We start from the raw sequence: 14,669 nt of genomic DNA, 5'->3' as shown, positions 1-14,669 counted from the left end.
ATTTTTCAATGGTTAAAATCCGATGAAACAAGACTAAATTTGAATTTTCCTTTGAAAACCAGTATAATGGTAGAATACTATATGACTAGAAAGGAAGCCCGATGAACCAATCCATGTCAAATCTCAAATTGGCAGAACGTGGAGCCATTATCAGCATTTCGACCTACCTCCTCTTGTCTGCAGCAAAATTGGCAACTGGCCACCTCCTGCATTCTTCCAGTTTGGTGGCAGATGGTTTCAACAACGTATCCGATATTATCGGAAACGTTGCTCTCTTGATTGGGATTCGGATGGCCCGCCAACCTGCAGACCGTGACCATCGCTTTGGTCACTGGAAGATTGAAGATTTGGCTAGCTTGATTACTTCCATCATCATGTTCTATGTTGGTTTTGATGTGCTTCGGGACACCATTCAAAAAATCCTTAGTCGGGAACAAACACCTATTGATCCTTTGGGAGCGATTCTAGGAATCATTTCAGCAGCGGTCATGTTTGCTGTTTATCTCTATAACACACGCCTCAGTAAGAAATCCAAATCCAAGGCTCTGAAGGCAGCTGCTAAGGACAATCTTTCCGATGCTGTCACCTCGCTTGGGACTTCCATTGCTATCTTAGCCAGCAGTTTCAATTATCCTATCGTGGATAAATTGGTCGCTATCATCATCACCTTCTTTATCTTAAAAACAGCCTATGATATCTTTATCGAGTCTTCCTTCAGTCTTTCAGATGGCTTTGATGACCGTCTGCTAGAGGACTACCAAAAGGCCATCATGGAGATTCCAAAGATTAGTAAGGTCAAGTCCCAAAGAGGGCGGACCTACGGTAGCAATATCTACCTTGATATCACCCTGGAGATGAATCCTGATCTATCAGTCTATGAAAGTCACGAAATTGCGGACCAGGTCGAATCCATGCTGGAAGAGCGTTTTGGAGTCTTTGATACCGATGTTCATATCGAGCCAGCTCCCATACCTGAGGACGAGATTTTAGACAATGTCTACAAAAAACTGCTCATGCGTGAGCAATTGATTGACCAAGGAAATCAGCTAGAAGAACTCCTTGCTGAGGACTTTCTCTATATCCGCCAAGATGGAGAGCAGATGGATAAAGAGGCTTATAAGTCTGAAAAAGAACTTAGTGCTGCGATTAAGGACATTCAGATTACCTCCATCAGTCAGAAAACCAAGCTCATTTGCTATGAGCTAGATGGCATCGTCCACACCAGTATCTGGCGTCGCCATGAGACTTGGCAAAATATCTTTCATCAGGAAACTAAAAAAGAAGACAAACAGTGACCCTATCCAGTGGATAGGGCCTTTTTGATTATTCTACTTTAAGCAAAGACAGACTATGACGGTTTGGAAGATTTGCTTTTCGAAGCTTGTTTTGCCTCTTTTCTTGCTTGACGATTTTGCTCGATACGCCATTCTCTTTCATAGTACTTCATGGTCTCGTAGACCCTTTCAGGAAGACCTACATCTAGCAGAAAAATCGGGATGATCAAGTCTGCTGACGGATAAAAAGGGAGAATCCTTCTCTTCAGCAGTGTTAGAAAGGATTGAGATTTCGCATTTTCCTTGTTTTTAAAATAGACTTCAATCCGATAAGAATCCCTATACTTCCCTCGAATCCGAGAGAAGGAAAAGTCCTCTACATCTGCCCAAGCGTAGAAATGACTAGATTTCTTTGGATTTTGTTTGTAGTAAAACCCCTCGACAGTACATCTCAAATATTCCTTATCGGAACTTAACAGCCTGTATGTCTGATAAACAACTACTCCAGCACAAAAGAGGAGAAGCAGTATTAATAACAGACTTATCGTATGAAGTCTGGTTCCCTTTTGCGAGTACAAATGGAGATAAGAGAGAGGTAGCAAGAAAAAAAGCACTGAAGTCAAGCCAAACAAGGCATTCCAAATGATTTTCTTGGGACTACGTTTAATGACTTTTTCTTCCATCACGCTAACTCACTTAGGTATTCATAACGTTCGTATTTTTCAAGGAGTGCTTCGTTTTTCTCGTCTAGCTCTTTCTGAAGGGTCGCCAGTTTGCCAAAGTCAGAGCCGTTTGCCTGCATTTCTTCTTCAATGGCAGTGATATGATTTTCCAAGGCTTCAATATCACCTTCAATGCTTGCCCACTCCTGCTTTTCTTGATAGGTCATACGCTTCTTGTCTTCACGGACTTTGACCACTTTCTCTTTTTCGGCCTTTTGAACTTGATTGGACATCTCTGTTTCAAAGGCTTTTTCATCAAGGTAGTCAGTGTAATGGCCAAAGAAAGTACGGATGCTTCCATTCTCAAAGGCGAGAATCTTAGTCGCTACCTTATCCAGGAAATAACGGTCGTGGCTAACTGTCAATACAGGCCCTGAAAAGCTCTGCAAGAAATTCTCCAAGACTGTCAAAGTCGCAATATCTAGGTCATTTGTCGGCTCGTCCAAAAGAAGAACATTTGGTTTTTCAAGGAGTAGTTTGAGGAGATAAAGGCGTTTTTTCTCTCCACCAGACAATTTCTCAATTAAGGTTCCATGGGTTGAACGTGGGAAAAGGAACTGCTCCAGCAACTCAGCGATGGAAGTCGTAGAACCACCACTGGTCTTGACCTCCTCTGCCACTTCCTGCAGGTAATTGATAACCCGTTTGCTCTCATCCAAGCCCTCAATTTGCTGAGAGAAATAGGCGATGCGAACCGTCTCACCGATGATAACTTGACCTTTAGTCGGCTCAAGACTTCCTGCGATGAGGTTGAGAAGAGTTGACTTCCCGACACCGTTGTCCCCAACGATTCCGATACGGTCTTTGGCTTGCACCAAGAGATTAAAATCTTGCAAAATGGGCTTGTTTTCATAGGCAAAGGAAACATCCTGAAACTCGATGACTTTTTTCCCAATCCGACTGGTTTCAAAGTTCATGGTCAAGTCTGTATCAGCAACGCCACCTGAAACTTCCTTTTTCAAGTCATGGAAACAATTGATACGAGCTTGTTGCTTGGTCGCACGCGCCTGCGGTTGTCTGCGCATCCAGGCCAGTTCTTGTTTGTAGAGTTGTTCTTTCTTGTGGAGAAGGGCAGCGTCACGCTCATCTTGTTCAGCCTTGAGGCGAACATAGTCCTGGTAATTTCCCTGATACTCGGTCAAGCCTGCTCGGTCCAACTCGAAAATCCGCGTTGATAGTGCATCTAGGAAATAACGATCGTGGGTGATAAAGAGAACAGTCTTCTTGGAATTTTTCAAAAAAAGAGTCAGCCACTCAATGGTCGCAATGTCCAGGTGGTTAGTCGGCTCGTCCAGAAGCAAGAGGTCGTGGTTTCCTAGGAGAACTTGCGCCAACTGAACCCGTCTTCTCAGACCACCTGACAATTCACCAACTGGAGTCGACAAGTCCTGAATACCCAGCTTGCTGAGGACCGTCTTGACCTGGCTTTCAATTTCCCAGGCTTGGAGAGAATCCATCTCTGCCATGACCCGTTCCAAACGAGCCTGCTTGTCCTCACTGTAATTGAGCATGATTAACTCATACTCACGAATCAACTGGATTTCCTTGAGGTCGCTGGAGAGAACTGTATCCAAAACTGTCTTGCTATCATCAAAATCAGGATTCTGTGTCAAGTAGCCAATCTTATAGTCATTCTTAGCAGAAAAAGGGCTAACGTCCCCATCAAAGCCAGAAGTGCCAGAAAGAACATCCAAAAGGGTAGTCTTACCCGTTCCATTGACACCAATTAGACCGATTCTGTCTAGGTCATGGATGATAAAGGAAATATCCTTAAAAACGGTCTTGTCTCCGACGGATTTGCTTAGTTTTTCAACGATAAAATCACTCATTTTTTCTCCCTCAGGTTAGCATGGATAGCTTGACGATCGTTTTCCAACTCTCCATCGACAATGGCAAACTCAATCTCTGTTAAAATCTCTCCCAAGTCTGGTCCTGGCTGGTAACCATATTCCTTAATCAAAATGCCACCATTAATCTGGATTTCTTTCTTATCATGAATGGTCAAACTATGGTAAGTTTCTGTGATGGCTTGTGGGTTGACTTCTTTCCCTTGAGCCTGACGAAGATTTTCTGCCTGTAAAAGGGAATCCAAGTCAAATCGGTAACAATCGCGCTTGCTCAATTCTCCCTTTTCACGAAGGACCAAAATATTCAGTAAATCCTGAACTTGCTTGGCAAACTGGCGTGAGGTTTTCCACGCCTTCAAAAATGGCTGTGCATCTTTAACCTCCAAAGCCCACAAGAGAGCGGCCCAGGCTTGTTCGGAAGATTCAAAAGTGAAATCAGTCTCCAAATCAAACAGTCTGTTGAGCTTGTCCTTGCTTCCTGCCATATCTGGAAGATAGTCATAAGATCGACTCTCAATCATGGAAGACAGACCAACTCGCCAAAAAGGTGCCAGCAAGAGTTTATCAAACTCAACGAAGGTGCGCTCCACAGAAATTTTCTCCAAAAGTGGCGTCAAAGTCTTCATCGCCACAAAAGTTTCTGGTTCAAGTTTAAAACCGAGACTGGCCTGAAAACGGAAACCACGCATAATCCGCAGAGCATCTTCGTTGAAACGCTCACTAGCCACTCCAACTGCTCGCAAGACTTGGTTTTCCAAATCTTCTAATCCATGGAACAAATCAATGATTTCGCCTGTTTCATCCAAGGCAAAGGCATTCACTGTGAAATCACGGCGTTTGAGGTCTTCTTCTAGCGAACGCACAAAGGAAACTGCACTGGGTCTGCGATAGTCCACATAGACATCTTCTGTCCGAAAGGTGGTTACCTCATACTCCTCGTCCCCATCTAAAACTAAGACAGTTCCGTGCTCAATTCCAATATCGGCTGTTCGCGAAAAAATCTGCTTGGTCTCCTCTGGATAGGAAGAAGTCGCGATATCCACATCATGGATAGGACGATTGAGGAGGGCATCTCGAACAGAGCCCCCAACAAAATAGGCTTCAAAGCCTGCTTCTTTAATTTTTTCTAATACTGGTAAAGCCTTCTGAAATTCAGAAGGCATTTGCGTTAATCTCATAATAAGTGTTCTAATCCATAGACAAGCTCATGACGCTTGACAACTTCTTTGATTCCCAAATTGACCCCTGTCATGAAGGAGCTGCGATCATAGGAGTCATGACGGAGGGTCAATCCTTCTCCCTGATTGCCAAAGATGACTTCCTGATGGGCTACCAAGCCTGGTAGGCGAACTGAGTGGATACGTATGCCATCAAAGTCAGCACCGCGAGCACCTGCAATCAATTCTTCCTCATCAGGCGCACCTTGCTGAATAGGCTCTCGAACTTCTGCCATCAACTCAGCCGTTTTAATGGCTGTTCCACTCGGAGCATCTTTTTTCTTGTCATGATGGAGCTCGATAATCTCCACATTTGGGAAATATTTGGCAGCCTGCGCCGCAAATTGCATAAGCAAGACAGCTCCCAAGGCAAAGTTAGGAGCAATCAAGCCACCCAAATCTTGTTCACGGGAAAATGCTTTTAGTTCTGCAATTTCGTCACTAGTGAATCCTGTTGTTCCAACTACTGGAGCAAAGCCATTTTCAAGAGCAAAGCGTGTATTTTCGTAGGCAACCGCTGGTGTAGTAAAGTCTACCCAGACATCCGCTTCAAACCCGGCTAAATCAGCCTTATCATTGAAGACAGGAATTCCCTGCCATTCTGACGCAGACTCAAACGGATCCAAAACTGCGACCAAGTCCAAGTCCGGATCAGCAAAGACCATCTGACAGGCAGCTTGGCCCATCTTTCCCTTAAACCCGGCGATAATTACTCGAATACTCATCTCTACTCCTGTCTAAGATACAAAGCCTGTAAGAACATAAAGTGAAAATAGGAGTTCTGATCAAGGAGTGTCTACTCCTTGGAAGAACTATCTTTTTCACACAGGGTTCTAGGCATGTTCAATTATCAAGATACAAAGGACGTTAGTTGCCCATGAAAAATAGGGAATGACGCTGACTTTCCACGAAAGGCAAGACAGGCATCTTTTTCAAGAGGCAATAGTCCGTGTTCAATTGCTAAGATACAAAGCTTGTAAGAACAATCTAGATGACTGGCGTATAGCTTAAAGCGATACTACCTTCTCCAAGGTGGGTTCCAATGACACTACCAAAGGTTGCAATTGGAATCTCAGCAGTCACACCACTCTCCATCAAAAGCTGACGTAAGTCCGCTGCCTTTTGAGGAGCATTGCCATGGATGACTGTGATACGGTAATTCCCATCTTTTGTCAACTCTTTGATGATTTCCACCAAACGTTTGATTGCCTTCTTTTCTGTACGAACTTTTTCGTAAACTTCAATCACACCTTGGTCATTGAAATAAAGAATGGGCTTGATACTGAGGAGATTCCCTAAGATGGCTGCCCCATTTGACAGACGTCCCCCCTTAACCAAGTGGTCGAGGTCATCTACTATGATAAAGGCTGAATTATCAGCAATTTGAAGAGCTAATTTCTCCTGAATCTGAGCAAAATCATCGCCCTGTTCTGCCCATTCAAAGGCACTCTCTACCATAAATCCTAGAGGGGAACTTGTGATATGGGTATCTGGAAAGGCTATGGTCAAGCCATCATACTCATCCAACATGTATTGGATATTCTGATAAAAACCTGAAATCCCTGACGAAAGAAAGAGTCCCAAAACATGGGTATAACCTTGTCCTTTCAAGGAACTTAGAATCTCATCTAATTTGGCAATACTTGGTTGACTGGTTTTAGGCAATTCTGCAGACTGAGCCATTTTTTGATAAAATTCCTCAGCAGTCAGATTGATACCTTCAACATACTCCTCCCCATCAATATTGACAGGAATATCCAAGATAAATAGATTCTCTCTTTGCAGCGTCTTCTCCTCTAAATAGGCCGAAGAATCTGTAATGATAGCTAATTTCATGACTAAAACTCCAAATTGATCCCTGGAAGATCCAAGGCGATTTCTGTTACTTCATACGTCAAACGATTGAGCATGTTCAAACATGGACGTGCCAAAGTTTCGACTTCCTCTTGGTTAAATTCGCTTGGTTCGTTGACAATGCGACCTTCCACATGGTTCACTTGAGAAATTGTTCCGCTAATGACAAATTTGTCAAAGACAATCATGAAACTCAAGATAACAACAAGCGAAGTCACTTGATTTTCTTGGTCGTATTGGAGCAACTGGAAATTCACGTCTACCTTGGTTTCAGGAGCCCCATTTTCATTTTCCCATTCAAAGTTACGAGCATCAAAGTGATACTGGCTAACAAATTCTTGTTCTCGTTTAAGATTCATTTTTCTCTCCCATTGCTACAATTTACTATGCAATTGTACCACATTTTTATCATTTCATCTAGTTTTCTAGGCTTTAGTCAATACCGATTTCATCTTTAACAACAGTAGCAATCGTATCTACATAGTAATTGACTTCTTCTGTTGTAGGTGCCTCTGCCATGACACGTAAGAGGGGTTCGGTACCACTTGGGCGAACAAGGATACGGCCGTTTCCTGCCATTTCTCCTTCCATCTTTTCGATGATTGCCTTGATGGCTGGTACTTCCATGGCTTTTTCTTTCATGGCATTTTCCACTCGGATATTGACCAGTTTTTGTGGGTAAATCGTTACTTCTGATGCCAGTTGAGACAAGGTTTTACCGGTTTCCCGTATAACTTTTGTTAATTGAACGGCAGTTAACTGTCCATCACCTGTCGTATTATAATCCATCAAGATAACGTGACCAGACTGTTCACCGCCAAGGTTATAGCCTGATTTTCTCATTTCTTCAACAACATAGCGGTCGCCAACAGCAGTCACTGCCTTGTTAATACCAACACTCTCCAAGGCCTTATGGAAGCCAAGGTTAGACATAACCGTTGTCACGATGGTGTTTTGAGCCAACTGGCCTTTTTCAGAAAGATATTTCCCGATGATGTACATGATCTTATCGCCATCGACGATGTCACCATTTTCATCAACAGCAATCAAACGGTCACTATCACCGTCAAAGGCCAAACCAATAGCTGACTGGCTTTCTTTGACAACTTCTTGAAGAGCTTCTGGATGTGTAGAACCCACATTCAAGTTGATATTAAGACCATCTGGTGTCTCACCAATAACAGTTATTTGAGCCCCAAGGTCTGCAAAGATTTGACGGGCACTTGTAGATGCTGCACCGTTGGCTGTATCCAAGGCCACTTTCATTCCTTCAAGAGGCGTTCCAGTTGAAACAAGGTAACCTTCATACTTACGTAAACCTTCTGGATAGTCCACTAAGGTTCCCAATCCTTCGGCACTTGGACGAGGAAGGGTGTCTTCTGTAGCATCTAGCAAGGCTTCGATTTCAGCTTCTTTTTCATCATCAAGTTTGAAGCCATCCCCACCAAAGAATTTAATTCCATTATCAAGGGCTGGGTTGTGACTAGCGGAAATCATGACACCTGCACTGGCTCCCTCAGTTTTGACCAAGTAAGCTACTGCTGGTGTTGCAAGGACACCGAGTTTGTAGACGTGAATCCCTACAGAGAGGAGACCTGCCACTAAGGCTGATTCTAACATTTCTCCTGAGATACGTGTATCACGTCCTACAAAGACTTTAGGGGCTTCTGTTTCGTGTTGGCTAAGAACATACCCACCAAAACGTCCCAGTTTAAAGGCCAATTCTGGCGTCAGTTCTACGTTTGCTTCTCCACGGACTCCATCGGTCCCAAAATATTTACCCATTTTATTTATCATCCTTTTCTACTATTTTATTTAGTCCTGTTTAGACGAGTCTGGCTTCGTTTCTGAACTCGTTGAAGACGAACTGCCTTCTGAGGAACTTGTTGACGAGTTACTTGAACTAGACGTTGCTGTTTTTGTTGTAATTTTCATAGTTGTGTCAAATGGCATAATGACGCTTGGTAAGACATTTCCATTTTTATCGACTGCTTGTAGAGGAACAGAGGACGAGTAGTTTCCAGTTATCCGTTCACTCGTCGGTAAGATGGCAATGACACGATCTACTTTGGAGAGGGTTTCCTCATCACTAATAACCGTTACTTTTTCATCTGACACAGTAACTGTATCGATTTTCACACGAGAATCAATCTGACTAGGGTCAATCTCCGGCACAACAATGACATTGTCCCGTTTTGCTTTTTTACCGACCTTCACTGTTATCTTTTGCGGTGTCGCAACAGCCGTCAAACCGCTCGGAAGATTTTCAATGGTTAGAGGAACTTCGATGGTTCCTATACTGGCATCAGAAAGATCAGCCGTCACCTTAAATTTGCGGGTACTTTCCTGCATCTCACTCGCCAAAGCAACTCTATTTGACCCTGTTAGAAAGACCGTCACCTCAGATGTAAAACCACTGATAAAATACTGATCACTGTCATACTGAATATCAATTGGGACATTAAGAACTGTGTTTGTATAAGTCTCCGTCCGCACCTGTCTGGCACTGTTGCTATTCTGATAGTTTGTCAAAGTTGCATAGATAAAGAGAATGCAGGCGAAAAAGAAGGAAGAAATGATGTATAGACTATTTTTTCTCATGTTTCAATCCTCCTAGCAAGCGCTCTTTCAGACCTTGCTTTTTCTCTGATTTTGGAAGTAAGATTCTTCTTAACTCCGATTCAAACTCTTCCAAGGTTAAATCGTGCTTAAAGACTCCATTATAGGTGATGGAGATTCCACCCGTTTCTTCCGAAACCACAAAGGTAAGAGCATCTGACACTTCCGACAAACCAATCGCCGCCCTGTGACGCGTTCCAAACTCCTTGGAAATCCCGGTATCTTCAGTCAAGGGTAGATAGGCTGAAGTTACAGCAATTCGGTCTTCCTTGATAATGACAGCACCATCATGCAAGGGAGTATTGGGAATGAAAATATTGATAAGCAATTCAGCCGAAATTTTGGCATCTAAAGGGATCCCTGTCGAGATATATTCCTGCAAGGTTCTCACTCTCTGAACCACTACAAGCGCCCCAATCTTACGAGGACTCATGTATTCAACTGATTTCACAAATGCACGAACCATCTGCTCTTCCGCACTAATGGGGGCATTGGAGAAGAAATCAGTAGCCCGGCCCAATCGCTCCAAACCTGTTCGAATCTCTGGTGAAAAGATAACCACCGCTGCAATCACCCCGTAGGTGATGATCTGATTGATCAACCAGGAAATGGTTGTCAAACCAATCATATTGGACAGAATCTGACCTAAAATAAAGACCAGAACTCCCCGCACCAATATCATGATTTTGGTCCCTGCAATCGCTTTGGTAAAATGATATAAAATATAAGTCACAATGAGAATATCAATCAGATTGGTGACTATTGTCCAAGGGCTTGAAAACAAACTCGTCCAGTATTGCAAATTGGATAATGGTTGAAAATTCATCCCTGGCCTCCTCCCTGTCAAAACACTTTCTGTACCATTATACCATTTTTTGCCCATTTTTTCCCTATCCTGCCTCATTTTAAATTAAGCAAAAATATGATAAAATAAACTGATTAGAAAAAACGAAGGAGAAATCATGTCTCAACTCTATGATATTACTATTGTAGGTGGCGGTCCTGTTGGGCTCTTTGCTGCCTTTTACGCCCATCTACGTCAAGCCAAAGTCCAAATCATTGACTCTCTTCCCCAGCTAGGTGGCCAACCCGCCATCCTCTATCCTGAGAAGCAAATCCTTGATGTGCCAGGTTTCCCAAACTTAACTGGGGAAGAGCTAACCAATCGATTGATTGAACAGCTAAACAGCTTTGAAACACCTGTTCATCTCAATGAAACTGTTCTTGAAATCGAGAAAAAAGATCAAGGTTTTACCATCACAACCAACAAGGGAAGCCACCTGACCAAAACAGTCATCATTGCTATGGGGGGCGGTGCCTTTAAACCGCGTCCGCTCGAACTAGATGATGTCGAAAATTATGAAAATATCCACTACCACGTTTCCAACATCCAGCAATACGCTGGTAAGAAAGTGACCATCCTTGGTGGTGGGGACTCAGCAGTAGACTGGGCTCTGGCTTTTGAAAAGATTGCCCCAACTACCCTTGTTCACCGCAGAGATAATTTCCGCGCCTTGGAACATAGTGTGCAAGCCTTGCAAGAATCATCTGTGACCATCAAGACACCGTTCGTCCCTAGCCAACTCCTTGGAGATGGTAAAACACTCGACAAACTAGAAATCGCCAAAGTAAAATCAGATGAAACCGAAACTATCGAAGTAGACCACCTCTTTGTCAACTATGGTTTCAAATCATCTGTCGGCAATCTTAAAAATTGGGGGCTGGACCTCAACCGTCACAAGATTATCGTCAATAGCAAACAAGAATCCAGCCAAGCAGGTATCTATGCTATCGGCGACTGCTGCTACTATGAAGGTAAGATTGATTTGATCGCTACAGGACTGGGTGAAGCTCCAACAGCTGTTAACAATGCTATTAACTACATTGACCCAGAGCAAAAAGTGCAACCAAAACACTCGACCAGTTTATAAGAAAAGAACCACGGATCAACGATTCGTGGTTTTATAGTTCATCTGCTATAAAAAGCAACATACTGGAGTTCTACTTTAAGAATCAAAAGTCTACTTTGTACCATTTAAAGCTTTTGGATATTCTTTACTTTTCGTTTCTATAGTTTCAACTACTTTTCTAGAAAATTCTCCCTTCATCGAACTATCAATGTTTTTCGAAACTTCTTTCAAACTTTCTTGAGCACTTAATAGAGAAATCTTCATATATTTTTCTGTATCTTTTTCTATAGTGGAAATACGAGCTTTTTTTGCTGGAGCCAAGATGTTTTTTATAAATGATCGTTCCAACTCTTTTTCAATATTTCTTAGAGCCTCCTCTCCCCCCGCGAAAAAATCATTAATATAATCAAATACATTCGCCATTATCGTTAACCTCGTTCTTCTAAGCGTCTTTTTTGCTCCTGAGCTCTGGCAAGCTCATCTTCTAAGAGACGGTGTTGCCGCTTGTATTCCTGTTCGAGCTCCAATTCTTCTTGTTCGAGTTGTCCTTGTCTATTTCTATACGCCATCTCGATTTGCTGACTAAAGTTGGATGCTAGTCGATTGGATTGATAACGCCATTCGGTTGTGTCTCCGCCTAGTTGGTCTAAGGAATGAGAAATAATTTGATGCTTTTCTTCAATCATATGACGCAACTGTTGAAACTTATAGTTTGCTTCTTCGTACTGATTTTCGATTTTTTTGAAAGAACGTCGATAGTCATCCTCACATTCTTCAATACGCTGTCGCTTTTTCCTAATTTCATCCTCTATCATATCAAACTCTCCCATTGCTTAAATTCATTAGCCAATTCTTCATCTTCATCTAATTTTTTCTGAATACCGTCTTTGATTTGCTTTTCTAAATCTGTAAAATCTTTCTCTAATTGTTTCGCAGTATCAAGAACTGGAGTAAATCTCTTTTGAATAACACCAACAGTTGTTTCATAAGTCACTCCTCCATCAGAATAGGCAACCTCTGTTTCGTACGGACTTAGGATAAAACCCCAAGGAACATTACTGCAAGATACAAGCACTTCACTCGCATCTTGAACACCTTCATTATATATTTTTTTGAGAACATCTAGTTCTTCTGTTACAATATGGCAAACACCTGACGCCGTTAGCTTAGCTTGTTCAGAGTCTAGAAAGATTCGCTCATCAGATGTAAAACCATCAGAAGATAGACTCTTCTTAAGCTTTTTGAAACTCTCCATTTTAATTAGAAAGCTATTATATGCGACTGTACTGGTATTGGAGAGAATTTTTATTTTTCCATCCTTATCCAAGCGATAACCATAGGTCATATGCTGATTTACAAAATCTTCTTGTTCACTATCTACATAATAAACCATACCTACAGAACCGATACTGCCCTTCGAAGGATCTCTTCCCACCATGCTGATCTTATCTTTAGGGTCAGCATAGTTGTAGATACGTCCTTTAATCTGATCGACAATTTTTCTCTGTTTGGGGCTAAGGATTCGGTAGACATCAGGTCCGTTATAGATATAAGCCTGTTGGATTCGCTCGATTTGGGCCGCTTCTAGGTCAGCCATAGCATACTGAGCGTCCATAGATCCAAGAGAATGCCCATAGATGTTAATCTTGGCATTTGGATATTTTTCCATGATGTCTTTTAAAGATCTGGCAGAAGCCTTTAGTTGCTCGGTAGAATTGTCTCGGTCGCTGGGATTGCTTTGCATTACAATTCTCTTAGCTATAACTGCATCATTTTCTACCCAGTCATTCCAGACATCTGCTGTTTCATTCAAAAAATGATCTGGTCCCGTAGAACCACGAAAAAGGACCGTTACTTCCTGTACGTCATCAGTATTTTCTTTGGTATTTTTTACAACCGCATAAACCTGCTCGCCCGCTCCTGTAGTATTGTTGTAGACTTGGGTGACAGTCCCAAGTTCTCTTTCATATTGGTCATATAAAGTTCTTCCTTCACCCATGTTATTCTGATACTCTGCCATTGCGGTTTGAAGGTTATTCTCTTTAACATAATTTTGTGTCATTCGTTATTTCCTTTCAAAAGTTTGGATAATTTTGGTGAAGTAGAATAATATGCTGAATGGTATGAGCCATCTTTGTTTTCAATCAAATTATAATTTATATTTAATTCATTATCTTTGTTGATAACCACCGAAACCATCAATCCCCCCATTGGATTATAATCTAAGCTACTTTCATCAACAACATAATCCTGGATAACACCTGCATTAGTGAATGCATTAGGATCCTTAGATTTCATAAAATGTTCATAAACCTTCTTCGCCTCATCACTTGTCGCGATGGCAATCATTTCTTGTTTCTTTTGATATTGGTGCATGCTACAACCTCCTATTGTGATTCCAATTACTGCTAAAATACTGAATAAAATAATCATACTTTTTTTAAGTTTTTTCATGGTGCCTCCTTTATGCTATCCTATCAATGAATTAGGGACTAACTTACTCATAGTATAGCATAACTTTCCTGTATATCCTCAGCTTTTTCATTGGGATTTTTTACAACTGCATAAACCTGCTCCCCCGCTCCTGTAGTATTGTCGTAGACTTGGGTGACAGTGCCAATTTGATCACCATTAGGAGTTTCCGCTATACGATTCAATCGTAAATCTTTATATTTAGCCATTGCAGTTTGAAGATTAACTTCACTCACATATTCTTCAGTCATGAATCTACTCTCCTAACAACTTACTCAACTCTCCAGAATATGTATAGCCACTGGGCTCTAATTTCCCCTCGCTATTTCTTACAATACCGAATTGAATATCTAATTTTTCATTATTATTAATATAAGTTTTAACCTCTATACCTCCCATTGGATTATAATATAAACTTTCATTATCAATCACATAGTCACGGATAATTCCTTCTTTAGTAAAAGCTTTTGGATCTTTCTTTTTCATATATTCTTCATAAATTTTTCTCGCCTCATCGCTTGTTGCGATAGCTATCATTTCTTGTTTCTTTTGGTATTGGTGCATGCTACATCCTCCTATTGTGATTCCAATGACTGCTAAAATGCTGATTAAAATAATCATACTTTTTTAGGTTTTTTCATGGTGCCTCCTTTGTGCTACAGTATAACTCATCTATAGTATACCATAGATTATGGTGTTGGCTTCCTTTAAAATTCTTCTCACATATTTATTAACTTCAAGAAAAAACCACGAA

17 protein-coding genes are annotated in these 14,669 nt (G+C 41.7%); 2 read left to right on the top strand and 15 right to left on the bottom strand.

Going from position 1 to position 14,669, the window contains the following annotated elements; genetic code table 11:
- Positions 1–101 precede the first annotated feature (101 nt).
- Positions 102–1,295 carry a CDF family manganese efflux transporter MntE gene (gene mntE, locus NMM25_RS00220; protein WP_242747534.1) on the top strand — a complete coding sequence of 398 codons (1,194 nt, stop codon included), beginning with the start codon at positions 102–104 and terminating at the stop codon, positions 1,293–1,295.
- 53 nt (positions 1,296–1,348) lie between these two features.
- On the opposite strand, the gene NMM25_RS00215 is transcribed toward mntE, so the two are convergent.
- The 9 genes from NMM25_RS00215 to cdaA form a co-directional block, all read right to left on the bottom strand.
- Positions 1,349–1,960, bottom strand: coding sequence for a hypothetical protein (locus tag NMM25_RS00215; protein WP_254735610.1), 612 nt, complete (start codon positions 1,958–1,960; stop codon positions 1,349–1,351).
- The gene (locus tag NMM25_RS00210; protein ID WP_254735609.1) at positions 1,957–3,825 is read right to left on the bottom strand and encodes an ABC-F family ATP-binding cassette domain-containing protein; all 1,869 of its coding nucleotides are present in this window, start codon (positions 3,823–3,825) and stop codon (positions 1,957–1,959) included. The genes NMM25_RS00215 and NMM25_RS00210 overlap by 4 nt, the downstream gene beginning before the upstream one ends.
- Positions 3,822–5,021 (bottom strand): CCA tRNA nucleotidyltransferase, encoded by a 1,200-nt coding sequence (locus NMM25_RS00205; RefSeq protein ID WP_254735608.1) that lies wholly within the window; start codon positions 5,019–5,021, stop codon positions 3,822–3,824. Before NMM25_RS00205 ends, NMM25_RS00210 begins: the two co-directional genes overlap by 4 nt.
- The gene (gene dapB / locus NMM25_RS00200) at positions 5,018–5,785 is read right to left on the bottom strand and encodes a 4-hydroxy-tetrahydrodipicolinate reductase (RefSeq protein WP_254735607.1); all 768 of its coding nucleotides are present in this window, start codon (positions 5,783–5,785) and stop codon (positions 5,018–5,020) included. The genes NMM25_RS00205 and dapB overlap by 4 nt, the downstream gene beginning before the upstream one ends.
- 262 nt (positions 5,786–6,047) lie before the next feature.
- On the bottom strand, positions 6,048–6,896 hold the full coding sequence (locus NMM25_RS00195) for a DegV family protein (protein WP_254735606.1): 849 nt from the start codon (positions 6,894–6,896) through the stop codon (positions 6,048–6,050).
- Positions 6,897–6,898: 2 nt separating this feature from the next.
- Entirely contained in the window at positions 6,899–7,273 is a 375-nt protein-coding gene (locus NMM25_RS00190) for a DUF1149 family protein (RefSeq protein ID WP_001050095.1), read from the bottom strand.
- A 73-nt stretch (positions 7,274–7,346) separates the two neighbouring features.
- Complete coding sequence (glmM, locus tag NMM25_RS00185) at positions 7,347–8,699, bottom strand: phosphoglucosamine mutase (RefSeq protein WP_254735605.1); 1,353 nt, start codon at positions 8,697–8,699, stop codon at positions 7,347–7,349.
- A gap of 30 nt (positions 8,700–8,729) precedes the next feature.
- Complete coding sequence (locus NMM25_RS00180) at positions 8,730–9,515, bottom strand: YbbR-like domain-containing protein (protein WP_247917612.1); 786 nt, start codon at positions 9,513–9,515, stop codon at positions 8,730–8,732.
- Positions 9,502–10,359, bottom strand: a complete 858-nt coding sequence (cdaA, locus tag NMM25_RS00175; RefSeq protein WP_254735604.1) for a diadenylate cyclase CdaA — start codon at positions 10,357–10,359, stop codon at positions 9,502–9,504. The genes NMM25_RS00180 and cdaA overlap by 14 nt, the downstream gene beginning before the upstream one ends.
- A gap of 136 nt (positions 10,360–10,495) precedes the next feature.
- Here cdaA and NMM25_RS00170 point away from each other — a divergent pair, with 136 nt between their 5' ends.
- Positions 10,496–11,464 carry an NAD(P)/FAD-dependent oxidoreductase gene (locus NMM25_RS00170; RefSeq protein ID WP_254735603.1) on the top strand — a complete coding sequence of 323 codons (969 nt, stop codon included), beginning with the start codon at positions 10,496–10,498 and terminating at the stop codon, positions 11,462–11,464.
- A gap of 90 nt (positions 11,465–11,554) precedes the next feature.
- Here the strand turns inward: NMM25_RS00170 and NMM25_RS00165 are convergent, their stop codons facing one another.
- Genes NMM25_RS00165 through NMM25_RS00140 form a run of 6 tightly spaced genes read right to left on the bottom strand, consistent with a single transcriptional unit; the run spans position 11,555 to position 14,536 of the window.
- The gene (locus NMM25_RS00165; protein WP_000024397.1) at positions 11,555–11,866 is read right to left on the bottom strand and encodes a hypothetical protein; all 312 of its coding nucleotides are present in this window, start codon (positions 11,864–11,866) and stop codon (positions 11,555–11,557) included.
- A gap of 5 nt (positions 11,867–11,871) precedes the next feature.
- Positions 11,872–12,258, bottom strand: a complete 387-nt coding sequence (locus tag NMM25_RS00160) for a hypothetical protein (protein WP_254735602.1) — start codon at positions 12,256–12,258, stop codon at positions 11,872–11,874.
- On the bottom strand, positions 12,255–13,505 hold the full coding sequence (locus NMM25_RS00155) for an Mbeg1-like protein (protein ID WP_254735601.1): 1,251 nt from the start codon (positions 13,503–13,505) through the stop codon (positions 12,255–12,257). The genes NMM25_RS00160 and NMM25_RS00155 overlap by 4 nt, the downstream gene beginning before the upstream one ends.
- Positions 13,502–13,897, bottom strand: a complete 396-nt coding sequence (locus tag NMM25_RS00150) for a DUF1310 family protein (protein ID WP_254735600.1) — start codon at positions 13,895–13,897, stop codon at positions 13,502–13,504. The genes NMM25_RS00155 and NMM25_RS00150 overlap by 4 nt, the downstream gene beginning before the upstream one ends.
- 47 nt (positions 13,898–13,944) lie before the next feature.
- Positions 13,945–14,166, bottom strand: coding sequence for a hypothetical protein (locus NMM25_RS00145; RefSeq protein ID WP_084868775.1), 222 nt, complete (start codon positions 14,164–14,166; stop codon positions 13,945–13,947).
- Between the two features lie 4 nt (positions 14,167–14,170).
- Positions 14,171–14,536 carry a DUF1310 family protein gene (locus tag NMM25_RS00140; RefSeq protein WP_254735599.1) on the bottom strand — a complete coding sequence of 122 codons (366 nt, stop codon included), beginning with the start codon at positions 14,534–14,536 and terminating at the stop codon, positions 14,171–14,173.
- Positions 14,537–14,669: the final 133 nt, after the last annotated feature.

The sequence above is a fragment of the Streptococcus sp. CF10-1 genome, assembly GCF_024295825.1.
GTDB lineage: Bacteria > Bacillota > Bacilli > Lactobacillales > Streptococcaceae > Streptococcus.
This window is presented reverse-complemented; position numbering and strand designations above follow the sequence as displayed.

What these genes read in the sequence shown, in the direction of transcription:
- NMM25_RS00160 (WP_254735602.1), bottom strand. Translation starts at nt 12,258, where the DNA reads ATGATAGAGGATGAAATTAGGAAAAAGCGACAGCGTATTGAAGAATGT.
- NMM25_RS00150 (WP_254735600.1), bottom strand. Translation starts at nt 13,897, where the DNA reads ATGAAAAAACTTAAAAAAAGTATGATTATTTTATTCAGTATTTTAGCA.
- glmM (WP_254735605.1), bottom strand. Translation starts at nt 8,699, where the DNA reads ATGGGTAAATATTTTGGGACCGATGGAGTCCGTGGAGAAGCAAACGTA.
- NMM25_RS00190 (WP_001050095.1), bottom strand. Translation starts at nt 7,273, where the DNA reads ATGAATCTTAAACGAGAACAAGAATTTGTTAGCCAGTATCACTTTGAT.
- NMM25_RS00155 (WP_254735601.1), bottom strand. Translation starts at nt 13,505, where the DNA reads ATGACACAAAATTATGTTAAAGAGAATAACCTTCAAACCGCAATGGCA.
- NMM25_RS00140 (WP_254735599.1), bottom strand. Translation starts at nt 14,536, where the DNA reads ATGATTATTTTAATCAGCATTTTAGCAGTCATTGGAATCACAATAGGA.
- NMM25_RS00210 (WP_254735609.1), bottom strand. Translation starts at nt 3,825, where the DNA reads ATGAGTGATTTTATCGTTGAAAAACTAAGCAAATCCGTCGGAGACAAG.
- NMM25_RS00205 (WP_254735608.1), bottom strand. Translation starts at nt 5,021, where the DNA reads ATGAGATTAACGCAAATGCCTTCTGAATTTCAGAAGGCTTTACCAGTA.
- mntE (WP_242747534.1), top strand. Translation starts at nt 102, where the DNA reads ATGAACCAATCCATGTCAAATCTCAAATTGGCAGAACGTGGAGCCATT.
- cdaA (WP_254735604.1), bottom strand. Translation starts at nt 10,359, where the DNA reads ATGAATTTTCAACCATTATCCAATTTGCAATACTGGACGAGTTTGTTT.
- NMM25_RS00195 (WP_254735606.1), bottom strand. Translation starts at nt 6,896, where the DNA reads ATGAAATTAGCTATCATTACAGATTCTTCGGCCTATTTAGAGGAGAAG.
- NMM25_RS00170 (WP_254735603.1), top strand. Translation starts at nt 10,496, where the DNA reads ATGTCTCAACTCTATGATATTACTATTGTAGGTGGCGGTCCTGTTGGG.
- NMM25_RS00145 (WP_084868775.1), bottom strand. Translation starts at nt 14,166, where the DNA reads ATGACTGAAGAATATGTGAGTGAAGTTAATCTTCAAACTGCAATGGCT.
- NMM25_RS00180 (WP_247917612.1), bottom strand. Translation starts at nt 9,515, where the DNA reads ATGAGAAAAAATAGTCTATACATCATTTCTTCCTTCTTTTTCGCCTGC.
- dapB (WP_254735607.1), bottom strand. Translation starts at nt 5,785, where the DNA reads ATGAGTATTCGAGTAATTATCGCCGGGTTTAAGGGAAAGATGGGCCAA.
- NMM25_RS00165 (WP_000024397.1), bottom strand. Translation starts at nt 11,866, where the DNA reads ATGGCGAATGTATTTGATTATATTAATGATTTTTTCGCGGGGGGAGAG.